This is a genomic window from Indolivaga capnocytophagoides (assembly GCF_036511535.1).
Taxonomy (GTDB): Bacteria; Bacteroidota; Bacteroidia; order Bacteroidales; family Dysgonomonadaceae; genus Dysgonomonas_A; species Dysgonomonas_A capnocytophagoides.
Map to the genome: position 1 here is coordinate 4051410 of NZ_AP028867.1, position 19135 is coordinate 4070544.

The following is a 19135-nucleotide window of genomic DNA, read 5'->3' on the forward strand; positions in this document are numbered from 1 at the left end:
GATCTTTTGTTTCGTTTTGCATCAAGGCAAAATGAAAAACAAAGCCGGGAGGCTGCGTTAGGAAATAGCCTAACTTAAAATGTATAAAATAAAAGAACATTTTTATCAGTCCAACTACTAATTCCTATAAAAACTAGAATATATTATGAGAACGAGTATCGGTTTTTTCATTATATGGTGTATGAGTATTTGTTCTGTAACAGGACAGACCGATACCTCGTTCTTTAAAGTATATTGTTTCCCTGCCGATAAAGTACCTGTTATTGACGGCGATACCCGTGATTGGGATATTGTGCCTCAATCGTATGTTTTGGGTATCGATCAAATGACGGAGGATGAGGGAAAGCATAATAAGCCGGATAAAGAAAATCTGGATATAAACGTAAAAGTCGGTTGGGTCGAAGGGCAGAACCGATTGTACTTTCTTTATGAAGCCTATGACAATTACTGGTCTTTTTCCAGAGACGATCTGATGGTAGATATATTTGAGGTAGTAGTAGACGGCGACCGTTCGGGAGGACCCTTTATCGATAAGTTTTATCCGTTCAAAGATATTTCTAAAGAAGATGCATGGAATTTATTTCACGGACGTCAAGCCCAAAATTACCATATCTATACGCCTCCCAAACGAGGAGACTGGTGTATGTACTGGGGACCCCAGCAATGGCTGAAAGAAAAGCCTTTTTCGAATTATAGTTACAAGTATAATTTTAAGGAGGGAGAAAGCGGTAAACTGACTCTCGAATTTTATATTACACCTTTCGACTATGCTTCTCCTGAAGGAGCAGAGTCTTCTGTTGAATCGAAATTGTATGCAGATAAACTGATCGGTTTATGCTGGGCTGTTATTGATTATGATAATAATGAAGGAAAGCCCAAAGACGGATTTTGGAATTTATCAAGACATCATACTATGTATGGTAATGCATCAGAACTGAGAACTTTTAAGCTGATGCCGGTAGGTAAATAATCTTCTATCTAGGCTCACAGATCCTTTTATTCCTTTTTTATCTATAGAGAAAATGTTCTTTGGGTCACAGACCCTATTGTTAAAAAAGGTTCTTTGAGTAGCTGAAGAAATTTGAGAAAAGGAAAATGGAGCCACCTCAGAAAGTATATTTTTGATGTCACCTTTGTCACCTTTTTGAGAAATGGAAAATTTATAATGAAGGATGAAGAATCGTTTTCAATTGATAATTGTACATTTACCTTGTTACCTTTGTAACCTTTTTCGAAAATGAAGAATTGATAATGACTAGCTTTCAATTGATTATTGTTAACTGATCACTGTTGATTGATTATGTTACCTTAAAAATGCAAAAAATGAAAAGAAGAATAAATGCGTTATTGCTCTCCTTGTTGGTTGTGTTGTCGATTACAGCTCAATCTTCCCGTATCAAAATAGCCTGTGTAGGCAATAGTATAACCGAAGGTGCTGTCGCAAGTGACAGAGTACACAAAGGATATGTGGGACAGCTTGCAGTGCTGATGGGTGAAAACTATGATGTGCGTAACTTCGGTGTAAGTGGAGCGACTGCCTGCCGCAATACCTATAAGCCATACGATAAATGTGAAAAATTTGAAGAAGCAAAATCTTTTCTGCCCGATATTGTAACAATAGCATTAGGTACGAATGATTCACAGCCAAGAGTCTGGAATGAGGGAGATTTTGCAGCTAATTTCGAAGCCGATCTTACTTATCTGTGTGAAACATTCGAGTCTCTTCCATCCAAACCCAAGATATATTTATGTTTACCGATCCCTATTATGCCAAATACAAACTGGTCGCATCAGCCTAAAGTATTATCAGATGAAATAATTCCTTTGATAAAGAAGGTTGCTGCAGCTAAAGGATATCCGGTAATTGATTTATACTCAGCTTTATCGGGACATGAAGAATGTTATCCGGATACCGATAAACTACATCCCAATGATCAGGGGCATAGATTGATAGCTGAGACTGTTTATTCAGTACTGATGAAAAATACAGAAAAATAAGATGAAATATATATTACTTGTCATTACATTATTTATATCGGCGGTACAGGTTCCGGCTGCCGTTTACGATGTTAAGAATTACGGAGCAAAAGGAGATGGGGTACAAATTGATTCGGATGCTATAAATAAGGCTATCGAAGCGGCCTCTGCCAATGGTGGAGGAACTGTTTTTCTGCCTGCCGGTACATATCTGAGTTATTCTATACGGATGAAAGATAACATAACTCTTTATCTCGATGCCGGCAGTGTACTGTTGGCGGCATATCCTGAGAAAGATAGGGGATATGATGCCGCTGAAGAAAATGAGCATAATAAATATCAGGATTTCGGGCACAGCCATTGGATGAACAGCCTGATATGGGGTATCGGTTTGAGCGATATATCCATTGAGGGCAGAGGACGTATAGATGGTAGAGGTCTGACCCGTGAAGAAAGCCGTCTGGCAGGTGTTGGAAACAAAGCCATCAGCCTGAAGTTATGTAAGAATGTTACTATAAAAGATGTACAGATGGTCAATTGCGGACATTTTGCTTTACTGGCAACAGGTGTCGATAATATGACTATCACAAATGTTTGGGTGGATACAAACCGTGATGGTTTTGATATTGATTGCTGTCGTAATGTGCGTATCTCGGATTGTTCTGTTAATTCTCCCTGGGATGATGCCATTGTGTTGAAGAGTAGTTTTGCCCTTGGTTTTTTTCGTGATACTGAAAATATAACGATCACGAACTGTTATGTAAGTGGTTACGACAAAGGATCGGTACTAGCAGGAACGTTTGAACGTAAAGAGCCTCAGGCTCCTGATCATGGTTATGTGACAGGACGTATAAAAATGGGAACAGAATCGAGTGGAGGTTTTAAGAATATCAGTATCTCGAACTGTGTTTTTGAAAATTGCAGGGGATTGGCATTAGAATCCGTTGACGGAGGTTCTTTAGAAGATATTGTGATTAGTAATATAACCATGAGGGATATTGTAAATTCACCGATTTTCCTTCGTTTGGGAGCACGATTGAGAAGTCCTAAAGGGACTCCTGTAGGGAAGATGGCACGAATAACACTAAGTAATATTAATGTGTATAACGCCGATTCTCGATATGCCTCAATTATAAGCGGCATTCCGGATAATTATATTGAAGATGTCGTTCTCGATAATATTCGCATCGTATATAAAGGAGGAGGAACGGAAGCAGATGCAAAGCTGACTCCACCCGAAAATGAAGCAGTGTACCCCGAACCTTGGATGTTCGGAACTATTCCTGCATCGGGATTCTTCATCCGTCATGCCCGTAATATAGAAATGAATAATGTGCAGGTGAGCTTTCTTTCGCCCGATTTCCGCCCGTCTCTATGGTTGAGCGATGTAGACGGCTGCCGTCTATTCAATTACAGAGCAAAGGTACAGAATGGAGTAGAACCATATATTAACAGTAATGTAACGGGCTTCGAAATGAATATGAGCAGCATCTCGGAATAATTGCTTAATATTGCAGAGTGAAAAAGGTCTCAGACCTTTTGGTTTGTCCATCAAGGTATAAAAGCAATATAGGCTGTTATTACTTTGAAATACGACATTAAATACCTACTATTACTTAATAATGATATGAAGAAAATAGTTTTTTTATCTGCAATGTGTGCGATGTTATTAGTTACAGTTAATGTGAGTGCCCAAACAAAAGTGATAGCTCATAGAGGATATTGGGATACCGAAGGTTCGGCTCAAAACTCTATCGCTGCTCTTAACAAAGCCCATGAAATAAAAGCTTATGGCTCGGAATTTGATGTGATCATCACTTCGGATGGAGTTACCGTTGTTAATCACGATGATGTAATTGAAGGGATGCGTATCGAAGAAACTCCATACGAGAAGATAAAAGACCTCAAACTAAAGAATGGTGAGGTATTGCCTACTTTGGAAGAATATCTGATTGCCGGAAAAGCAAATAACGGGACTCAATTGATCCTGGAAATCAAGCCACATAAAACCAAAGAAAACGAAGACAGAGCAGTTGCTGCTACTTTGGCTTTGGTGAAAAAGTATCATTTAGAGAGTCAGGTTGAGTATATCTCTTTTAGCCTGAATATCTGCAAAGAGTTACTGAAAGGTTCTCCCAAATCTCAAATAGCATATCTGAGAGGTGAACTTTCTCCGAAAGAGATAAAAGAGATCGGCTTAACAGGGCTTGACTACCATTACAGTGTATACGAAAAGAACCCTACTTGGATTAAAGAAGCGCATACTTTAGGTTTAACCGTAAATGCCTGGACTGTGAATGGCGCCGATGTAATGAAACGTCTTATCGATCAGCAGGTAGATTTTATAACAACAGATAAACCTGTAGAAGTGAAATCGCTGCTGAAATAGAGCTGTTTATCGGACTTTTAGTCTTGTTTACCTATCTGCGTGGAATAAATTGTTCTAGGTGTGTATGTGTGGTGGGTTTTCTATCTGAAACTATTCATAAAGTCGTTGAGATTGATATCTTTATCTATTTCAAGCTTCTTCCGGAGCCTGTATCTGCTGACTTCAACACCTCTGATGGTGATGTTTAGTAACGATGCAATTTCTTTGGATGATAAGTTCATCTTTAAATAGGCACAGAGCACTTTTTCGTTTCTGGTCAGATTAGAATATCTTTTTTCCAGTGCATTGAAGAAATCCGAATGTAATACATTGAAGTTCGACTGGAATACATCGAAATCCTTGTCATGCTCGATGTTATGATTGATCTGTGAAATCAGACTCATCACTTTTTGCTTTATCGTAATGGAAGGCTTATTATCATCTATTGCTTTTGATATAGTGAATACACCTTTCTTTACATTCTCGAGCATTTCATTTTTTCGAGCCAGATTGAGTATATATCCCGATAGCTCTTGTGTTTTGTATTCGAGATTGCTTTTCAGATTTTCGTTTTGCAGTTCATATATCTCTTTGTCTTTTAGTTGCTTTTCCTCTTGATGTCTTTGCTTTTGGGCTATAAGTTCCTTGCCTTTTTGATCAATAATCCGTTTCTGTCTCCATATGGTACGTCGGTAAAAGATGAATATGCAAGTCAGTATGAGAGTGAGGTATGCTATATACGCCCACACAGAACGATACCATGGAGGAAGCACCCTGAAACTCAGGTAAGTGATTTTATCCGAGTCGGTTTCACCCTTTTTCATCGCTTTTACTTCGAATGTGTACATTCCTTCGGGAAGTTTAGTGTATTCTTTGTTGTTTTTCTCGGAAGGGGTACTCCATTTTTCATCGATATTATGCAGGCGTACCGAATATACAATTTCATCTCTGTCTGCATATTCCGTAGTAGAAAAGTAGATGTTTATGGAGTTGAGCGAATAGGGAATCTTTAAAAACTGTTTGGACTTCTCATAGAAAAGTGTACTGTCATTGTCTGTGGCTATGATCTTTCGGATGGATGCCGTAAGAGGTGTCGTTTTAGTTTGCTTATCTGAAAGGTTTATCATAACAAAACCTCGGTCTACTCCCAGTATTGCCGAAACTGAATCTTTGAGCATTACATTCTGATAACCATTGATCAACTCGTTGCTTAATCCGAAAGCCTGTTTCTTTTTCGAATAACCGTTGTTATAACGTAAGAACTTAAGATTGTTATCTGTGACAAACCAGATGTTTTTGTATGGATCTATCGATAGGTAATCGTACTTCTGAGGTCCTTCGAGCAGATTCTCGAGTTCCGAAAAGGGAATGAATTTATCGGACATCTTTACATATTTCAATATCTCGTTCCTCGTGCAAATGAATAGGGTGTTGTCTATTTTATTAAAGAAAGGGTTTTCCGGATTTAGTGGCGATTGTAGGATGTATTCTTTCTTTGCAATTACCTGAGTTAAATCGTCATTCAACGTAAGGCGGAGTACTATATTATCGTTGCCCATCACCCAGATTGTTTTTTGGTCTTCTTCGTAAAAGTCCCGGCACGAATTATAAAAGTCGGGAATGTTGTGTGAATATTGCCACTTCCCCTGTTTCTTGACGAGAACTTTTAGCCCTGAATAGGAGCTTGCTATCATCTTGTCTTTTAATGGTTTTACTTGCCATATGCCTGTTAAAGGTATGTTGTATATCGATTGATTTTCAATGATGGATATTTTGGTATCTCCTGCACAAAACAAGGTTTCGTTGTACACGGATAAAGACCATATCTGTCCTTCGGTGTCTTTGACTAGGGTGTAAGCCCCTGATTTATCGACTTTATATAGCCCTTGATTTGTACCCAGATACAAATCTCCTTTATAGTATGCTGAACAATATCCTGTACCGATAGGTGAGCTGACAGAAAACATAGGACGGATAGACGATTCTATATTAATATAAGCTATGCCCCGGTCGAGCCCGATCCAAAGATTTCCATCGAGGTCAAAGAGAGAGCTTAGTATTGTGTTGTTATATAATCCATTATTCAAATTAAATTCCTCTTGGTATTGAGGATTCAATAAGTCGGTTACCAACACCCCGTTTTGTACTGATCCCAGCGATAATAGAGAACCTTCTAATGAGGCACAGAACAATTGATTGTTCTCTATGAAATTTTGAGATGCAGGCAGGGTCATTTTTGTCCGTTTATTAGAGCCTAGGAGATATATACCTTTTCTGGCAGTTACAGTCAGTAATTTGTTGTCGAAAGAAAGAATACTTACTATTTTCTCGCCTTTGATATTCTCTGTATCCAGCAATGGCGTAAGCTTGTCTTGGTAATTTATAAAGAAGACACCATCGGGGCTGCCTATGTATATATAATTATTGATGAGTGAGGCACAGTCTACTTTTACACCTGTTGATATTACCTTCATTTTATCTTTTCCGTCATATATAACTACTTGCCCTTCATCGAGAAAATATACTTTATCTCCTCTGACGAAGATATTCCAGACTTCTCCTCTCCATTCCGGAGCCAGATTTGTAAGGCTGTGATATATAAGTTTTCCCGAATTATCAGGCTCAAAGTATCCTATTTCGGAGCTTCCCCCTACATATATGCGGTCTTTATCTATCTGTAAGGCTCTAACTAATTTATTCCTTATAGGGTATAATGACCAGAATATGCCATCGAATTCGAGCAGTCCTGATGTATTGGCAAAATATATCTTTCGGTTATTTGGATTTTGCTTGACTGACCAGTTTTGCGAACCTGCCATATATATATTGCGTTCATAGTTGATGATATTTCTCTGCCATACAGAATCAGAAGATATTAGAGGACCTGTTATAATGAAGAATAGAATATATAGAATAAATTTCATGGCTAATAAAGGTTAAAATAACACTAATAGAGGTGTAAATGTCTTCAAATATAATAAATCTTTTCTGATGTAGATGTTTTTAATATATAATATTGGTATATAGATATTTATTTTTAATATGTAGTAGTCTTGAAGTATTCTATATTGCTATACGTGAGTTTTTGTAGTATTGTTATTTTTTTACAAAAACTAACATATTTATAGGTTTGCCGATGTAAACCAAAAAAATGATCAAATATTATAAGTAACAGGAGTATTTAAAAGAGATAATTCTTTGTTATGAATATGTTTGATTAGTAAATAAATAGGTCTGAGACCTAAATCGTTAACCAACTAAATGAGAAAACATGAAAAAAGAGTCGTTTACAGTTAATCGGCTATTATCAGGACTAATATTATTCCTGTTATTTCTACCGATAGCTGCTTTTGCTCAAAGCAGTTCTATAAAAGGTACTGTTACAGATGCCAAATCGGGAGAAGCTCTGGTCGGAGTTTCTGTTGTACAAAAAAACACCAATAATGGAACTGTAACAGATCTGGACGGACACTTCCAATTGAATGTACCTTCAAACACAACTTTAGTTATATCTTATCTTGGGTATAAAACAAAGGAAATAAACGCATCCCAGAGTCCGATGTCGATTTTGTTAGAAGAATCGGGAGAGCTTCTGGATGAAGTGATCGTTGTCGGATATGGCGTTCAGAAAAAGAGTGTGGTAACAGCTTCCATAGCTAAGGTGTCGGCCGAAGACTTGGGCTCTACAGCACCTGTGCGGGTCGATAATGCACTAAAAGGACTTGCTGCCGGTGTAACGGTTACATCTGCTTCGGGACAACCGGGTGCCGCTGCCAAAATTCGTATTCGAGGAATCGGTACGATAAATAATTCAGACCCGCTTTATATTGTAGATGGTATGCCTATAGAGGGTGGTTTGGATTATCTTAACCCGAGTGATATTGCTTCCATAGAAGTGTTGAAAGATGCCGCTTCCGGAGCTGTATACGGTGCACGTGCTGCTAACGGGGTTGTTTTGGTTACGACCAAAACAGGTAAGGAAGGAAGAACAAGAGTTACCTATGACTTTTCTTACGGATGGCAGCGTCCATGGAAAGAACGTGATGTATTGAATGCAACCGAATATGCAATCATGATGAACGAAGGAGCAGTTAATGCAGGTATGGCTCCTAAATACAATGATCCGTATTCTTATGGAAAGGGTACCAATTGGCAAAAAGAAACATTTAATTATGATGCGCCTGTAGTGAATCATCAAGTAAGTATAAGTGGAGCCAGTGATAAAATCAATTATTTGGTTTCTATGGGTTACTATACACAAGAAGGTATTGTGGGAGGAAATTTCGATCGTTCTAACTACGAACGTTTAACCCTGCGCAGCAATACCAGTTATACATTATTCGATGAATCGAAAAGCCGTAATTGGTTGAAAAGCCTCAAGGTTTCCTCAAACCTTTCTTATGCACGTATAAAGAGTAAAGGAATCGAAACAAACTCTTCTTACGGGTCACCTTTGGGTAGTGCTTTAGCATTATCTCCTATATTGGGTGTATACGTAGAGGGGCAAGCAGCACAAGATCAATTAGATCAGTATGCCGGAACAAGTGGTTACACCCCAATGTATGATCCTAAAAATGGTAAACTTTACATGCTGGCTGGGTCTGACTATAATGAAATGGTAAATCCTCTGGCAAGTCTGTCGTTACCTGGTAATCAGAATTGGAGTCATAAATTTGTAGTCAATTTTGCTGCGGAATTAGGAATCTGGGATAATTTGAAATTCAGAACTTCTTATGGCGCTGATTTGGGTTTTTGGGGATATGACGGTTACACTAAACTGTATTACCTAACAGCTAATAATAAGGCTGATAAGACCAGTGCTTATTCTAATAAACAGGATGGTACAACATGGCAGGTCGAGAATATTTTGATGTATGACAAGACTATCGATAAACATTCTTTCTCCTTGCTTTTGGGGCAGTCTGCGAAAAAATCGTCGGGTTCTTACCTTGGAGGAAACCGGTTTGGAATTATTAATCTTGACCGTCCATATATTGATGCCAGTAATGGATTGCAGGAGAATGGAGATATGGGAGTTTACGGAGGGCCTAGTGATGAGGCTACTTTAGCTTCTTTGTTTGCACGTGCCAGCTATAACTACGATGAGAGATATATGTTGCAGGCAACAGTTCGGCGTGACGGATCTTCCAGATTCGGCTCCAATAATCATTATGCAACATTTCCTTCATTTTCATTAGGATGGAATCTCACAAATGAGAAGTTTATGGAAGAGCGCCCTGATTGGTTGACTGCAACAAAGGCTCGTTTGTCATGGGGTAAAAACGGAAACGAAAATATCGGAAATTTCAGATATACAGTCTTAACATCAACCGGAAACAATTATATATTCGGATCTAATGAAAATCTGGTAAATGGAGTAAAAGCTGGAGGGTTGGCTAATCCTGATCTGAAATGGGAAGAATCGGAGCAATTAGACTTTGGTCTGGATTTTGGGTTCTTTGATAATGCGCTTACTTTCACAGTAGACTACTATAAGAAAAAAACCAACGGGATGTTGATGGAAATGAATATTCCATCGTATGTAGGTGAATCCAAACCGATAGGTAATGTAGGTAAAATGGAAAATAGCGGGATTGAATTTGAAGGTGCTTATAGATTTAGTACAAATGGATGGAATTTTCGCTTAGGAGGTAATCTTACCTATCTGAAAAATAAACTGATCGAATATGGCAACGATTCAGGTTGGGCAAATCTGGACTCTTTTCAGGGTATTGGCTCTATTACCCGTGCTCAAAATGGAAAGCCTTTCCCATATTTTTACGGATATAAGACAGATGGTGTTTTCCAGAATACAACCGAAGTAAATGCTTATACAAATAAAGACGGAGCATTGATTCAACCGAATGCTGTTGCGGGAGATGTGCGTTTTGTAGATGTAAACGGAGATGGAATAATTGATGCAGGGGATCGCACGGATATCGGAAAAGGGATGCCTGACTGGACGTATGGTTTTAACTTTAATGTAAGCTGGAAAAATTTTGACTTAAGCATGATGTGGCAGGGAACCATCGGTAACGATGTATTTGATGCTACACGCCGTACGGATATAACATCCAGCAATATGCCTTCTTGGATACTTAACCGTTGGACAGGTGAAGGTACTTCAAATAAATATCCACGTTATGTACAGGGCGATAATGTAAACTGGCAGTCATCTGACCTTTATATATACGATGGCAGTTATCTGCGCTTGAAAAATATGCAATTTGGCTATACTCTGCCCGGTAATCTGACACGTAAGTATTTCGTTTCTTCTCTGCGATTGTTTGTCGCAGCAGAAAATCTGCTTACAATCACTAAATATCATGGATTTGATCCTGAAATATCATCGGGAGGTACCTCTTTGGGTGTTGATCGTGGAGTATATCCGCAAGCGAGAGTATTTACAGTCGGTGTGAATCTAGCATTTTAATCTTAACATTTAATTGTCATGAAGAAATATAAATATATAATGGCCGGTTTGATATCATCAGCTATGCTGGCAACCGGATGCTCCGAATCGTTTTTGGAGGTAGAGTCAAAAACACAAGAAACAATAGATACTTATTTTACTACAGATGAGCATATACAGGAGGCTGTAGTTGCCGCCTATGATCCCTTGCATTGGCCTGATTGGGCTATGAGCCAATATAATCCCGTAAATATAATGAGCGATATTATGGCTGATGATATATGGGTCGGCGGATCGGACAAAAACGATAACCAATACTGGCATTTAATGATGAACTATGAGGCACTTCCGACTAACTGTATGACGGGGCTTTGGACTGTAGCTTACTCCGGTGTTAAACGCAGCAATGATGTTCTGACCTATATTGGATGGGCAGGAGAGAATCTTACCGAAAAAAATGCGACATATTATCAGGCGCAAGCACGTGTCCTTCGTGTATTTTATTACAACTGGCTTTGGAAATTCTGGGGAAATATACCTTATTATGAAAAAAATCTAACAACTCCCTATATTGCAGAGCAGTTGAACGCAGATAATGTCTATAATAACATGATTGCTGACCTGGAAGGTGCAATAGCATTGGATGCTTTTCCGATGAAAGAAAGTAGTAGCAATTATGGGCGTGTAACTAAGGCTATGGCATATATGCTTTATGCCGAAATAGTAATGTATCAGAATGATGAAAGCCGTTATCCGAAAGCATTGCAGTATATGAAAGAGATTATTGATAGCGGTAAGTATTCCTTGACTGCTGATTATACCGGAATTTTTAAGGAATCCGGAGAATGGAATGACGAATCTATTTTCGAGATTAATTATAAGTCCGAGAATGCTGCCCGTTCATGGAACTCTCCTCTTGTTGCCGGAGGAACGGTACTTCCTCGTTTGATAAGTCCTAGCGGTTGGGCGGATGGTACAGATGGTCATGAAAACGGCTGGGGATTCTGTCCTCTCAGAACCGAAACATATAATCGCTATTCGAATAACGATGCCCGCCGTGGAGCTACTTGCTGGAATGCGGCTGCAGCAGGAAGTTATAAGCCACGTTATCAGGATACAGGATTCTTTCTTGAAAAATATGTTGCTCAGTCCGGAGGAAATGCAGGGCAAATTGCTGATGCAGACCTTAACTACAATAATAATCTTCGTATTTACCGTTTTTCGGAAACATTACTTAATGCCGCCGAACTTATTGTTCGTGGAGCAGGTAGCGGTGATGCCAAAGAATATTTGAATCGTGTGCATAAACGTGCAGGATTGACTGTTGAAGTTGCAGCAACCATTGATAATATTATAGAAGAACGCCACTTGGAGTTTGTAGGTGAAGGAAAACGTTATTGGGATCTTGTACGTACAGGAAAAGCCGCAAGTGTATTAGTTCCTGATAGCTACGGTTATCGGACCAATGCCTGGACAGCAAATAAAAAATACCTGCCTATTCCTCAAAGTGAAATAGATGCAGCACAAGGAACTTTGACTCAAAACAGTTATTAATCAGCTGAAAGAGCTTAATGATATACTTTTAATTTATAACAAGCTTTGGATATCTAACTTGTCAAAGCAATAAAAGGTCTGATACCTTATTAAAAACCAAGAGGATTATGAAAAATATATATAATTATATCAAAGTCACTTTCATGCTGGTGACTATAGCTTTAAGTCAGGCAGGCTGCTCTCCCGAAGACTTCAAGTCTCCTAATGAAGCTGGCATTCCTTTAGCTGCAGAGTATGAAGATGCTATCAAAATAGATGTTGATCAGGAAACAAATACGGTCACTTTCTCTTTCGATAGAACTGATGTTATTCCGTTCTGGACCATTCATACTGCTACTAAGGCAGTTTATTCGTCAGAAGTTAGTTTTACTCAAACTTTTCCCAAGGCCGGAGATTATCTTGTGGAAGTTAAAATTTTGAATGCCAATGGACAAAGTGATGGAGCGGTAACTAAAACAATAACTATAAACCGGAGTTTAATCAATGGTTTCGGCGGATTTGTGTATGACTCTTCGTTCAATATCTGGAAAAGTGCAACAATAAGTACTCCTACATTCTGGTATGCTCCGGGATGGTCTCAGATCGCCGATCCTAAATATTCATTCCAGGAACCTGCTTATTCTATAAGTTTGCCTCAGGCAACTACTGATCAGTGGCAGGCTCAGATGATTATAGGTACAGACTTTGGTAGTAGTGCAGCGTTACAATATGATTTCTCAGTGATTCTGACTTCAACAAAAGCCCATCCGGGGATTACAGTTAAGCTGGTGGATAGCAGTGATGATAATATTTTCTACTTTGCAGAAAGAACCAGTTTGGAGGCTAATCAACCCAAGTGTTTCTGGAAGAGTTCGATGCAGGGACTTGATGTAAGTAAATTGAAGCTGGTTTTAGACTTTGGCGGAAATGCCGAGGGCACAGATATTTCAGTCGAAAATATTGTATTTAAGAATCATGCAGATGACGATGGAACGGTTGTACCTGAAATTGAAGAGCCTGAACCTAATTGGGTAGATGTGAATAGTACCGACAACTTGTGGCATGGAGTAACCTTCTCTAATACATTTTATTATGCTCCGGGTTGGTCACAACTTGCAGATCCGGCATTAACTATTAGTGGGACAGAGTATTCAACGACTTTCCCAAGTGCAACATTCGCTCAATGGCAGAATCAGGTGACATTTGTAACTGATAATCTGTCTACAAAAGCCGGAGAAAATTATGATTTTCGTGTGATCCTAAATGCTTCGCAAGACGTGAAGGCTGTAACAGTGAAACTCGCTCAGAACGATAATGATGATGTATTTCTTTTCCTTAAAAATGTGGATCTTTCAGCTGGAACTAATATTATTGCAAAGGCTGTGGACGTGGAAGGGGTAGATATTACTAAAGCAAAATTAGTTTTTGATTTTGGTGGCAACCCCGATAATACAGATATACTCATTAAAGATATTATCCTGCAAAAGCATAAAGATTAACTCTAACCCAAACAGTTGTGGATTTAAAGAGAATCCACAACTGTCTCATTTCTAAAATTATGAAGAGATTCTTAGATAAATTGCCCTTATTCGTACTGTTGCTTTCGTTTTTGAATTGTAGCAGCAGTAACGATAATCCCGATCCTGTAGAAACAGTGGTCTGTTCTCCAACTGAAGTAAGTGTAGATTATAAAGCAGCAACTCAGACAATCGATATTGTAGCTTCCGGAGAATGGACAGCCTATAGTAATGAAAGCTGGATCAGTTGTACTCCATCGAGTTCTATTAATACCAAGGCAACGGTAACCGTTACTATTGCAGCTAATTCGAATACCGCTGCACGTGAAGGGACGGTAATATTCAAATCGGGAACAGGACGTACTTCTGTAACTGTAAAACAAGCAGCAAAACCCGAAGTCCCGGTTGATCCGAACATACAAGTTCCGGAGGGTTATAAGCTGGTATGGAATGACGAGTTCGATGAAGGTACGGAACCCGGATCGGAGTGGTGGTATGAAACAGGTGCCGGAGGCTGGGGTAACAATGAGTTGCAAAACTATGTTGCCGGATATCAGGATTCGGAACAGCTGGCTGCTGTTAAAGATGGAATTCTGACCATAACAGCCAAAAAGATAGGCAGTACTGTTTATTCAATCCGTATGAATACAAATCAAAGCTGGAAATACGGTTATTTCGAAGCCCGTTTGAAACTTCCATCAGGAAAAGGAACATGGCCTGCATTCTGGATGATGCCTAAAAACTATACAGCCTGGCCTGCTGATGGCGAAATTGATATAATGGAAGAAGTAGGTTACAGGCCTAATTACGTTTCTTCTGCAATCCATTGTACTTCATACAATCATACGAAAGGGACAGAAAAAACAAACGAGATGTTCCTCGAAACTGCCCAGACTGAATATCACGTATATGCTCTGGAGTGGACTGAAGATTATATCCGTACTTATGTTGATGGTAAACAATTGTTTTACTTCGAAAATGATAAAAAAGGCAATAAAGATACATGGCCTTTTGATGCGGCATTTTATCTCAAACTAAATCTGGCCTGGGGTGGAAACTGGGGTGGAGCTCAGGGTGTAGATGAATCGGCACTGCCGGCAACTTACCATATCGATTATGTAAGGGTATTTCAAAAAAAATAAGAATAGGGTCAGTGACTGCGGTCTCAGATCTCCTTGTTGACTCTGCAAGCATAACAGCAAGAGCCGGTTATCGCTTTGAAGTATGTCATTAAATACTTTTGTTACTGAAATTGTAAACAACATATAATTATGAAATTAAAACTTATAGGTATTGCTTGCCTGTTAAATGCTACGGTCGGTTATGCTCAGCAAGGTAATTACGAGAAGGAGATAAATGCTTTACTCTCGAAAATGACTTTGGATGAGAAGATCGGGCAAATGAATCAGTTAAGCTATTACGAGACAAACGATCAGTTGCTTACGCAGATCAAGAAGGGCGAAATAGGTTCGCTGTTGAATATTATAGATCCGGTGGAGGTCAATAAAGTACAGAAAACAGCTTTGGAAAACAGCCGTTTGGGTATTCCGTTGATTATCGGTCGGGATGTTATTCACGGGTTGAAAACGGTATTTCCCATTCCATTGGGGCAGGCAGCATCTTTTGATCCTCAGTTGGTAGAGGCAGGAGCTCGTGTTGCTGCAACCGAATCCCGTGAACTGGGTATTAACTGGACGTTTGCTCCCATGCTTGATATTTCGAGAGATGCCCGTTGGGGGCGCATTGCCGAAAGCTTAGGCGAAGACCCTTATCTGGCAGGTGAACTCGGTGCGGCTATGGTGAAAGGATTTCAGGGCAATGACTTGTCTTCACCTACATCTATCGCAGCTTGTGTAAAGCACTTTATCGGATACGGGGCTGCCGAAGGCGGGCGTGACTATAACAGTACCAATATTCCTCCTCATTTGTTACATAATGTGTATTTGGTTCCTTTCAAAAAGGCGATAGATGCAGGAGCAGCTACCTTGATGACTTCATTTAATGATAATGACGGAATACCGGCATCAGGCAACGATTATCTACTCAAAGATGTGTTGCGTAAAGATTGGAAATTCGATGGCTTTGTGGTATCAGATTGGGCTTCAATGGCTGAAATGATTGCGCACGGTTATGCGAAAGACGGAAAAGACGTAGCACGTATTTCTGCTAATGCCGGATTAGATATGGAAATGGTAAGCGGTACATATCCGAAATACCTGAAAGAGCTGGTGCAGTCGGGGCAAGTTGCGATGGCAGATATTGATAACTCTGTACGGAATATCCTTCGTGTAAAATATCGTCTGGGATTATTTAAGAATCCGTATGTAGATACATCTAAAACATCTACTATTTATTCACAGGCTCATTTGCAAGAAGCTCGCAAGGCAGCTGTAGAATCTGCTATTCTGTTGAAGAACGAGGGCAATCTGCTTCCACTTAAAGCTAATCTTAAAGTGGCGGTTATCGGTCCTTTGGCTGACGCTCCTCATGATCAGATGGGTACATGGGTATTCGATGGAGACAAGGCACATACGGTAACCCCATTGAAAGCATTGCAGACAGAGTTTAAGAATATAAGTTATGTGTACGAACCTGCGCTCTCGTACAGCAGAGACAAGAGCACCGCAAACTTCGAGAAAGCAAAGCAGGCAGCTGCGTCTGCTGATGTTGCGATCGTTTTTCTGGGCGAAGAATCTATCCTGTCGGGAGAGGCTCATTCTTTGTCTAATATTAATCTGATAGGTGTGCAATCTGATTTACTAAGAGAGGTCAAAAGTGCAGGCAAACCGGTTGTGTTGGTAGTGATGGCAGGTCGTCCGCTTACTATTGAGCGTGACCTGCCTTATGCTGATGCGGTGTTGTTTAATTTTCATCCCGGAACAATGGGAGGGCCTGCAATTTTTGACCTTATATACGGAAAAGCCAATCCGAGTGGAAAACTTCCCACAACATTTGTCCGTGAAGTAGGTCAGATTCCTATGTATTATAATCATAACAATACAGGACGTCCTGCTCCGGATGGTAACGTGATGACTTTGGATCAGATTCCGGTCGAAGCAGGTCAGACATCGTTGGGCAATACCTCATTTTATCTCGATTCGGGCAAAAATCCGTTATTTCCATTCGGGTATGGATTGTCGTACAGTAAGTTCGAATATTCGGGCTTAGCATTATCTTCAAACTCTATTCCGATGGGTGGAATGCTTACAGCAAGAGTCTCTATCAAAAATACAAGTTCGGTAGATGGTGTTGAAGTTGCTCAGCTTTATATCCGTGATTTAGTCGGATCTATAGCCCGTCCTGTTAAAGAATTGAAAGGATTTCAACGGGTTGCATTGAAAGCAGGAGAATCGAAAACAATTGAATTTACATTAACTACAGACGATTTAGCTTTCTTTGGCAGGGATATGCAGAGAAAAGCCGAAGCCGGAGACTTCAAATTGTGGATAGGAACTAGTAGTGCCGAAGGTTTAGAAACAGAATTTTCAATAAAGTAAAAAACAAGTCTCCTTTCATCAGGAGTATGTAGTATTAGGTTAGAAAGGTAGCCGGAAGTTATATTTATATAGCTTTCGGCTTTTGTTTTTTTAAACTGTCAATATTAAAAGGGATGGCGACTATTTTTCTTGTAAATACATATAAACCAATAAGACCTTAAAAAATATAAAAAAGAATAAGTGTGTCATTTTTCAAAGTATCTAAATCAAATAAAACAATATGAGTGTAGAGTGAAACATTACTTTTGCTACATCTAAGGTCTAAGACCTCTTTGTTACTTTAAATTCCAGATCTAAACCGAAACATGAAAAATATACATCACTTTTTTGCTTTTGACTTAGGCGCAACAAGCGGACGTTCTATTTTAGCTACTATCCAAAATGATAAATTAGAGTTGAAAGAACTCACTCGTTTTCCCAATAAGATAATACGTATACACGATAAATATTATTGGGATATATACGCATTGTTCGATGAGCTGAAAAACGGACTGAAAGCAGTAGCGTCTCAAGGTATAAAAATAGATGCTATAGGCATAGATACATGGGGGGTAGATTTTGTTTATCTCGGAAAAGATGGTGCTATCTTGGGGCAACCCCGTTCATACCGAGATCCGTATACAGAAGGTATGCCCGAAGAATATTTTAAGATTATATCTAAAAAAGAAGTTTATGATTCAACCGGAATTCAGATAATGAATTTCAACTCTATATTCCAACTATTTGCAGCAAAAAAAGAAAAATCGTCAGCTTTGGAAGCTGCTGTTGATGTTCTTTTCATGCCGGATGCTTTTTCGTATTTACTCACAGGGAAAAAGGTTTGCGAATATACAATTGCATCAACATCACAACTTGTAAATCCGAGGACAAAGAATTTCGAAGCTAAATTATTCGACGCTATGGGTATAAGTCCATCGTTGATGCAGCCTATTGTTATGCCTGGCGAAGTAATCGGCTATGTAGCAGATAGTGTAATGAAAGAATGTGGAATAGATAAAGTTCCTGTGATTGCGGTTGCAGGTCATGATACGGGTTCGGCTGTAGCAGCTGTTCCTGCAGAAAACGAAAATTTTGCTTATCTGAGTTCGGGTACATGGTCGTTAATGGGGATTGAGGTGAAAGATCCTATTATAACAAATGAATCTTTCGAACTGAATTTTACCAACGAAGGAGGAGTAAACGGTACAACTCGTTTCTTGAAAAATATCACAGGAATGTGGCTTCTTGAGCAATGTCGTAAAGAATGGGAACTTGCCGGACAGAAATATACATATCCTGAGATTGTAGCTTTGTCTAACTCTGTTGAGGGATTCCGTTCGATGATTGACCCGGATGATGCTTCCTTTGCCAATCCCGAAAGTATGACTGAGGCAATTGCAGTATATTGTTGCAAAACAGGGCAACAGTCGCCTGCAAGTCATGCCGAATTTATCCGTTGTATATTCGATAGTTTAGCTCTTAAGTATCGATTTGTATTGGGTTGTCTGCAAAAGGTAGCCCCATTCAAAATAGAAAAACTACATGTGATTGGCGGTGGCTCTCAAAATAAATTGCTCAATCAGGCAACAGCCAATTCTATCGGTATACCAGTTGTTGCGGGTCCATCCGAAGCAACTGCTATCGGTAATGTTATGATACAGGCAAAAGGAGCAGGATTGATAGATTCTTTACAAGATATTCGTAAAGTAATTAGTAACTCAGTGACTCCCGAAGTGTTTGAACCTCAGGATACAGAGTTGTGGAATGAGGCCTATAACCGATTCTTCTTATTATTGAAGAAATAATAGTAAGTAACAAGTTTAAATTTTTTACAAACAAAATAATAAATAGG

At 39.3% G+C, this 19135-nt stretch carries 11 protein-coding genes; 10 read left to right on the forward strand and 1 reads right to left on the reverse strand.

The window, feature by feature from the left end:
- The first annotated feature begins 145 nt into the window (after positions 1-145).
- The 4 genes from AABJ51_RS16210 (at position 146) to AABJ51_RS16225 (ending at position 4366) form a co-directional block, all read left to right on the forward strand.
- Positions 146-970, forward strand: a complete 825-nt coding sequence (locus AABJ51_RS16210) for a hypothetical protein (protein WP_338373389.1) — start codon at positions 146-148, stop codon at positions 968-970.
- 353 nt (positions 971-1323) lie between these two features.
- A complete protein-coding gene (locus AABJ51_RS16215) occupies positions 1324-1998 on the forward strand; it encodes a GDSL-type esterase/lipase family protein (RefSeq protein WP_338373390.1) in 675 nt (224 codons plus the stop codon).
- 1 nt (position 1999) lies between these two features.
- On the forward strand, positions 2000-3478 hold the full coding sequence (locus AABJ51_RS16220; protein WP_338373391.1) for a rhamnogalacturonidase: 1479 nt from the start codon (positions 2000-2002) through the stop codon (positions 3476-3478).
- A gap of 126 nt (positions 3479-3604) precedes the next feature.
- Positions 3605-4366: a glycerophosphodiester phosphodiesterase family protein gene (locus AABJ51_RS16225; RefSeq protein WP_338373392.1), complete on the forward strand. Its 762-nt coding sequence runs from the start codon at positions 3605-3607 to the stop codon at positions 4364-4366.
- Between the two features lie 80 nt (positions 4367-4446).
- Here the strand turns inward: AABJ51_RS16225 and AABJ51_RS16230 are convergent, their stop codons facing one another.
- Positions 4447-7269 carry a triple tyrosine motif-containing protein gene (locus AABJ51_RS16230; protein ID WP_338373393.1) on the reverse strand — a complete coding sequence of 941 codons (2823 nt, stop codon included), beginning with the start codon at positions 7267-7269 and terminating at the stop codon, positions 4447-4449.
- Positions 7270-7616: 347 nt separating this feature from the next.
- On the opposite strand from AABJ51_RS16230, the gene AABJ51_RS16235 reads away from it, so the two are divergent.
- The 6 genes from AABJ51_RS16235 (at position 7617) to AABJ51_RS16260 (ending at position 19088) form a co-directional block, all read left to right on the forward strand.
- Complete coding sequence (locus AABJ51_RS16235) at positions 7617-10778, forward strand: SusC/RagA family TonB-linked outer membrane protein (protein ID WP_338373394.1); 3162 nt, start codon at positions 7617-7619, stop codon at positions 10776-10778.
- A gap of 18 nt (positions 10779-10796) precedes the next feature.
- Positions 10797-12311: a RagB/SusD family nutrient uptake outer membrane protein gene (locus AABJ51_RS16240; protein ID WP_338373395.1), complete on the forward strand. Its 1515-nt coding sequence runs from the start codon at positions 10797-10799 to the stop codon at positions 12309-12311.
- A 107-nt stretch (positions 12312-12418) separates the two neighbouring features.
- Complete coding sequence (locus AABJ51_RS16245) at positions 12419-13789, forward strand: hypothetical protein (protein ID WP_338373396.1); 1371 nt, start codon at positions 12419-12421, stop codon at positions 13787-13789.
- A gap of 59 nt (positions 13790-13848) precedes the next feature.
- Positions 13849-14949 (forward strand): family 16 glycosylhydrolase, encoded by a 1101-nt coding sequence (locus tag AABJ51_RS16250; RefSeq protein WP_338373397.1) that lies wholly within the window; start codon positions 13849-13851, stop codon positions 14947-14949.
- Between the two features lie 129 nt (positions 14950-15078).
- Positions 15079-17304: a beta-glucosidase BglX gene (bglX, locus tag AABJ51_RS16255; protein ID WP_338373398.1), complete on the forward strand. Its 2226-nt coding sequence runs from the start codon at positions 15079-15081 to the stop codon at positions 17302-17304.
- A 305-nt stretch (positions 17305-17609) separates the two neighbouring features.
- Entirely contained in the window at positions 17610-19088 is a 1479-nt protein-coding gene (locus AABJ51_RS16260) for a rhamnulokinase (RefSeq protein WP_338373399.1), read from the forward strand.
- Positions 19089-19135: the final 47 nt, after the last annotated feature.

What these genes read in the sequence shown, in the direction of transcription:
- AABJ51_RS16210 (WP_338373389.1), top strand. Translation starts at nt 146, where the DNA reads ATGAGAACGAGTATCGGTTTTTTCATTATATGGTGTATGAGTATTTGT.
- AABJ51_RS16260 (WP_338373399.1), top strand. Translation starts at nt 17,610, where the DNA reads ATGAAAAATATACATCACTTTTTTGCTTTTGACTTAGGCGCAACAAGC.
- AABJ51_RS16235 (WP_338373394.1), top strand. Translation starts at nt 7,617, where the DNA reads ATGAAAAAAGAGTCGTTTACAGTTAATCGGCTATTATCAGGACTAATA.
- AABJ51_RS16245 (WP_338373396.1), top strand. Translation starts at nt 12,419, where the DNA reads ATGAAAAATATATATAATTATATCAAAGTCACTTTCATGCTGGTGACT.
- AABJ51_RS16240 (WP_338373395.1), top strand. Translation starts at nt 10,797, where the DNA reads ATGAAGAAATATAAATATATAATGGCCGGTTTGATATCATCAGCTATG.
- AABJ51_RS16250 (WP_338373397.1), top strand. Translation starts at nt 13,849, where the DNA reads ATGAAGAGATTCTTAGATAAATTGCCCTTATTCGTACTGTTGCTTTCG.
- AABJ51_RS16230 (WP_338373393.1), bottom strand. Translation starts at nt 7,269, where the DNA reads ATGAAATTTATTCTATATATTCTATTCTTCATTATAACAGGTCCTCTA.
- AABJ51_RS16215 (WP_338373390.1), top strand. Translation starts at nt 1,324, where the DNA reads ATGAAAAGAAGAATAAATGCGTTATTGCTCTCCTTGTTGGTTGTGTTG.
- AABJ51_RS16220 (WP_338373391.1), top strand. Translation starts at nt 2,000, where the DNA reads ATGAAATATATATTACTTGTCATTACATTATTTATATCGGCGGTACAG.
- bglX (WP_338373398.1), top strand. Translation starts at nt 15,079, where the DNA reads ATGAAATTAAAACTTATAGGTATTGCTTGCCTGTTAAATGCTACGGTC.
- AABJ51_RS16225 (WP_338373392.1), top strand. Translation starts at nt 3,605, where the DNA reads ATGAAGAAAATAGTTTTTTTATCTGCAATGTGTGCGATGTTATTAGTT.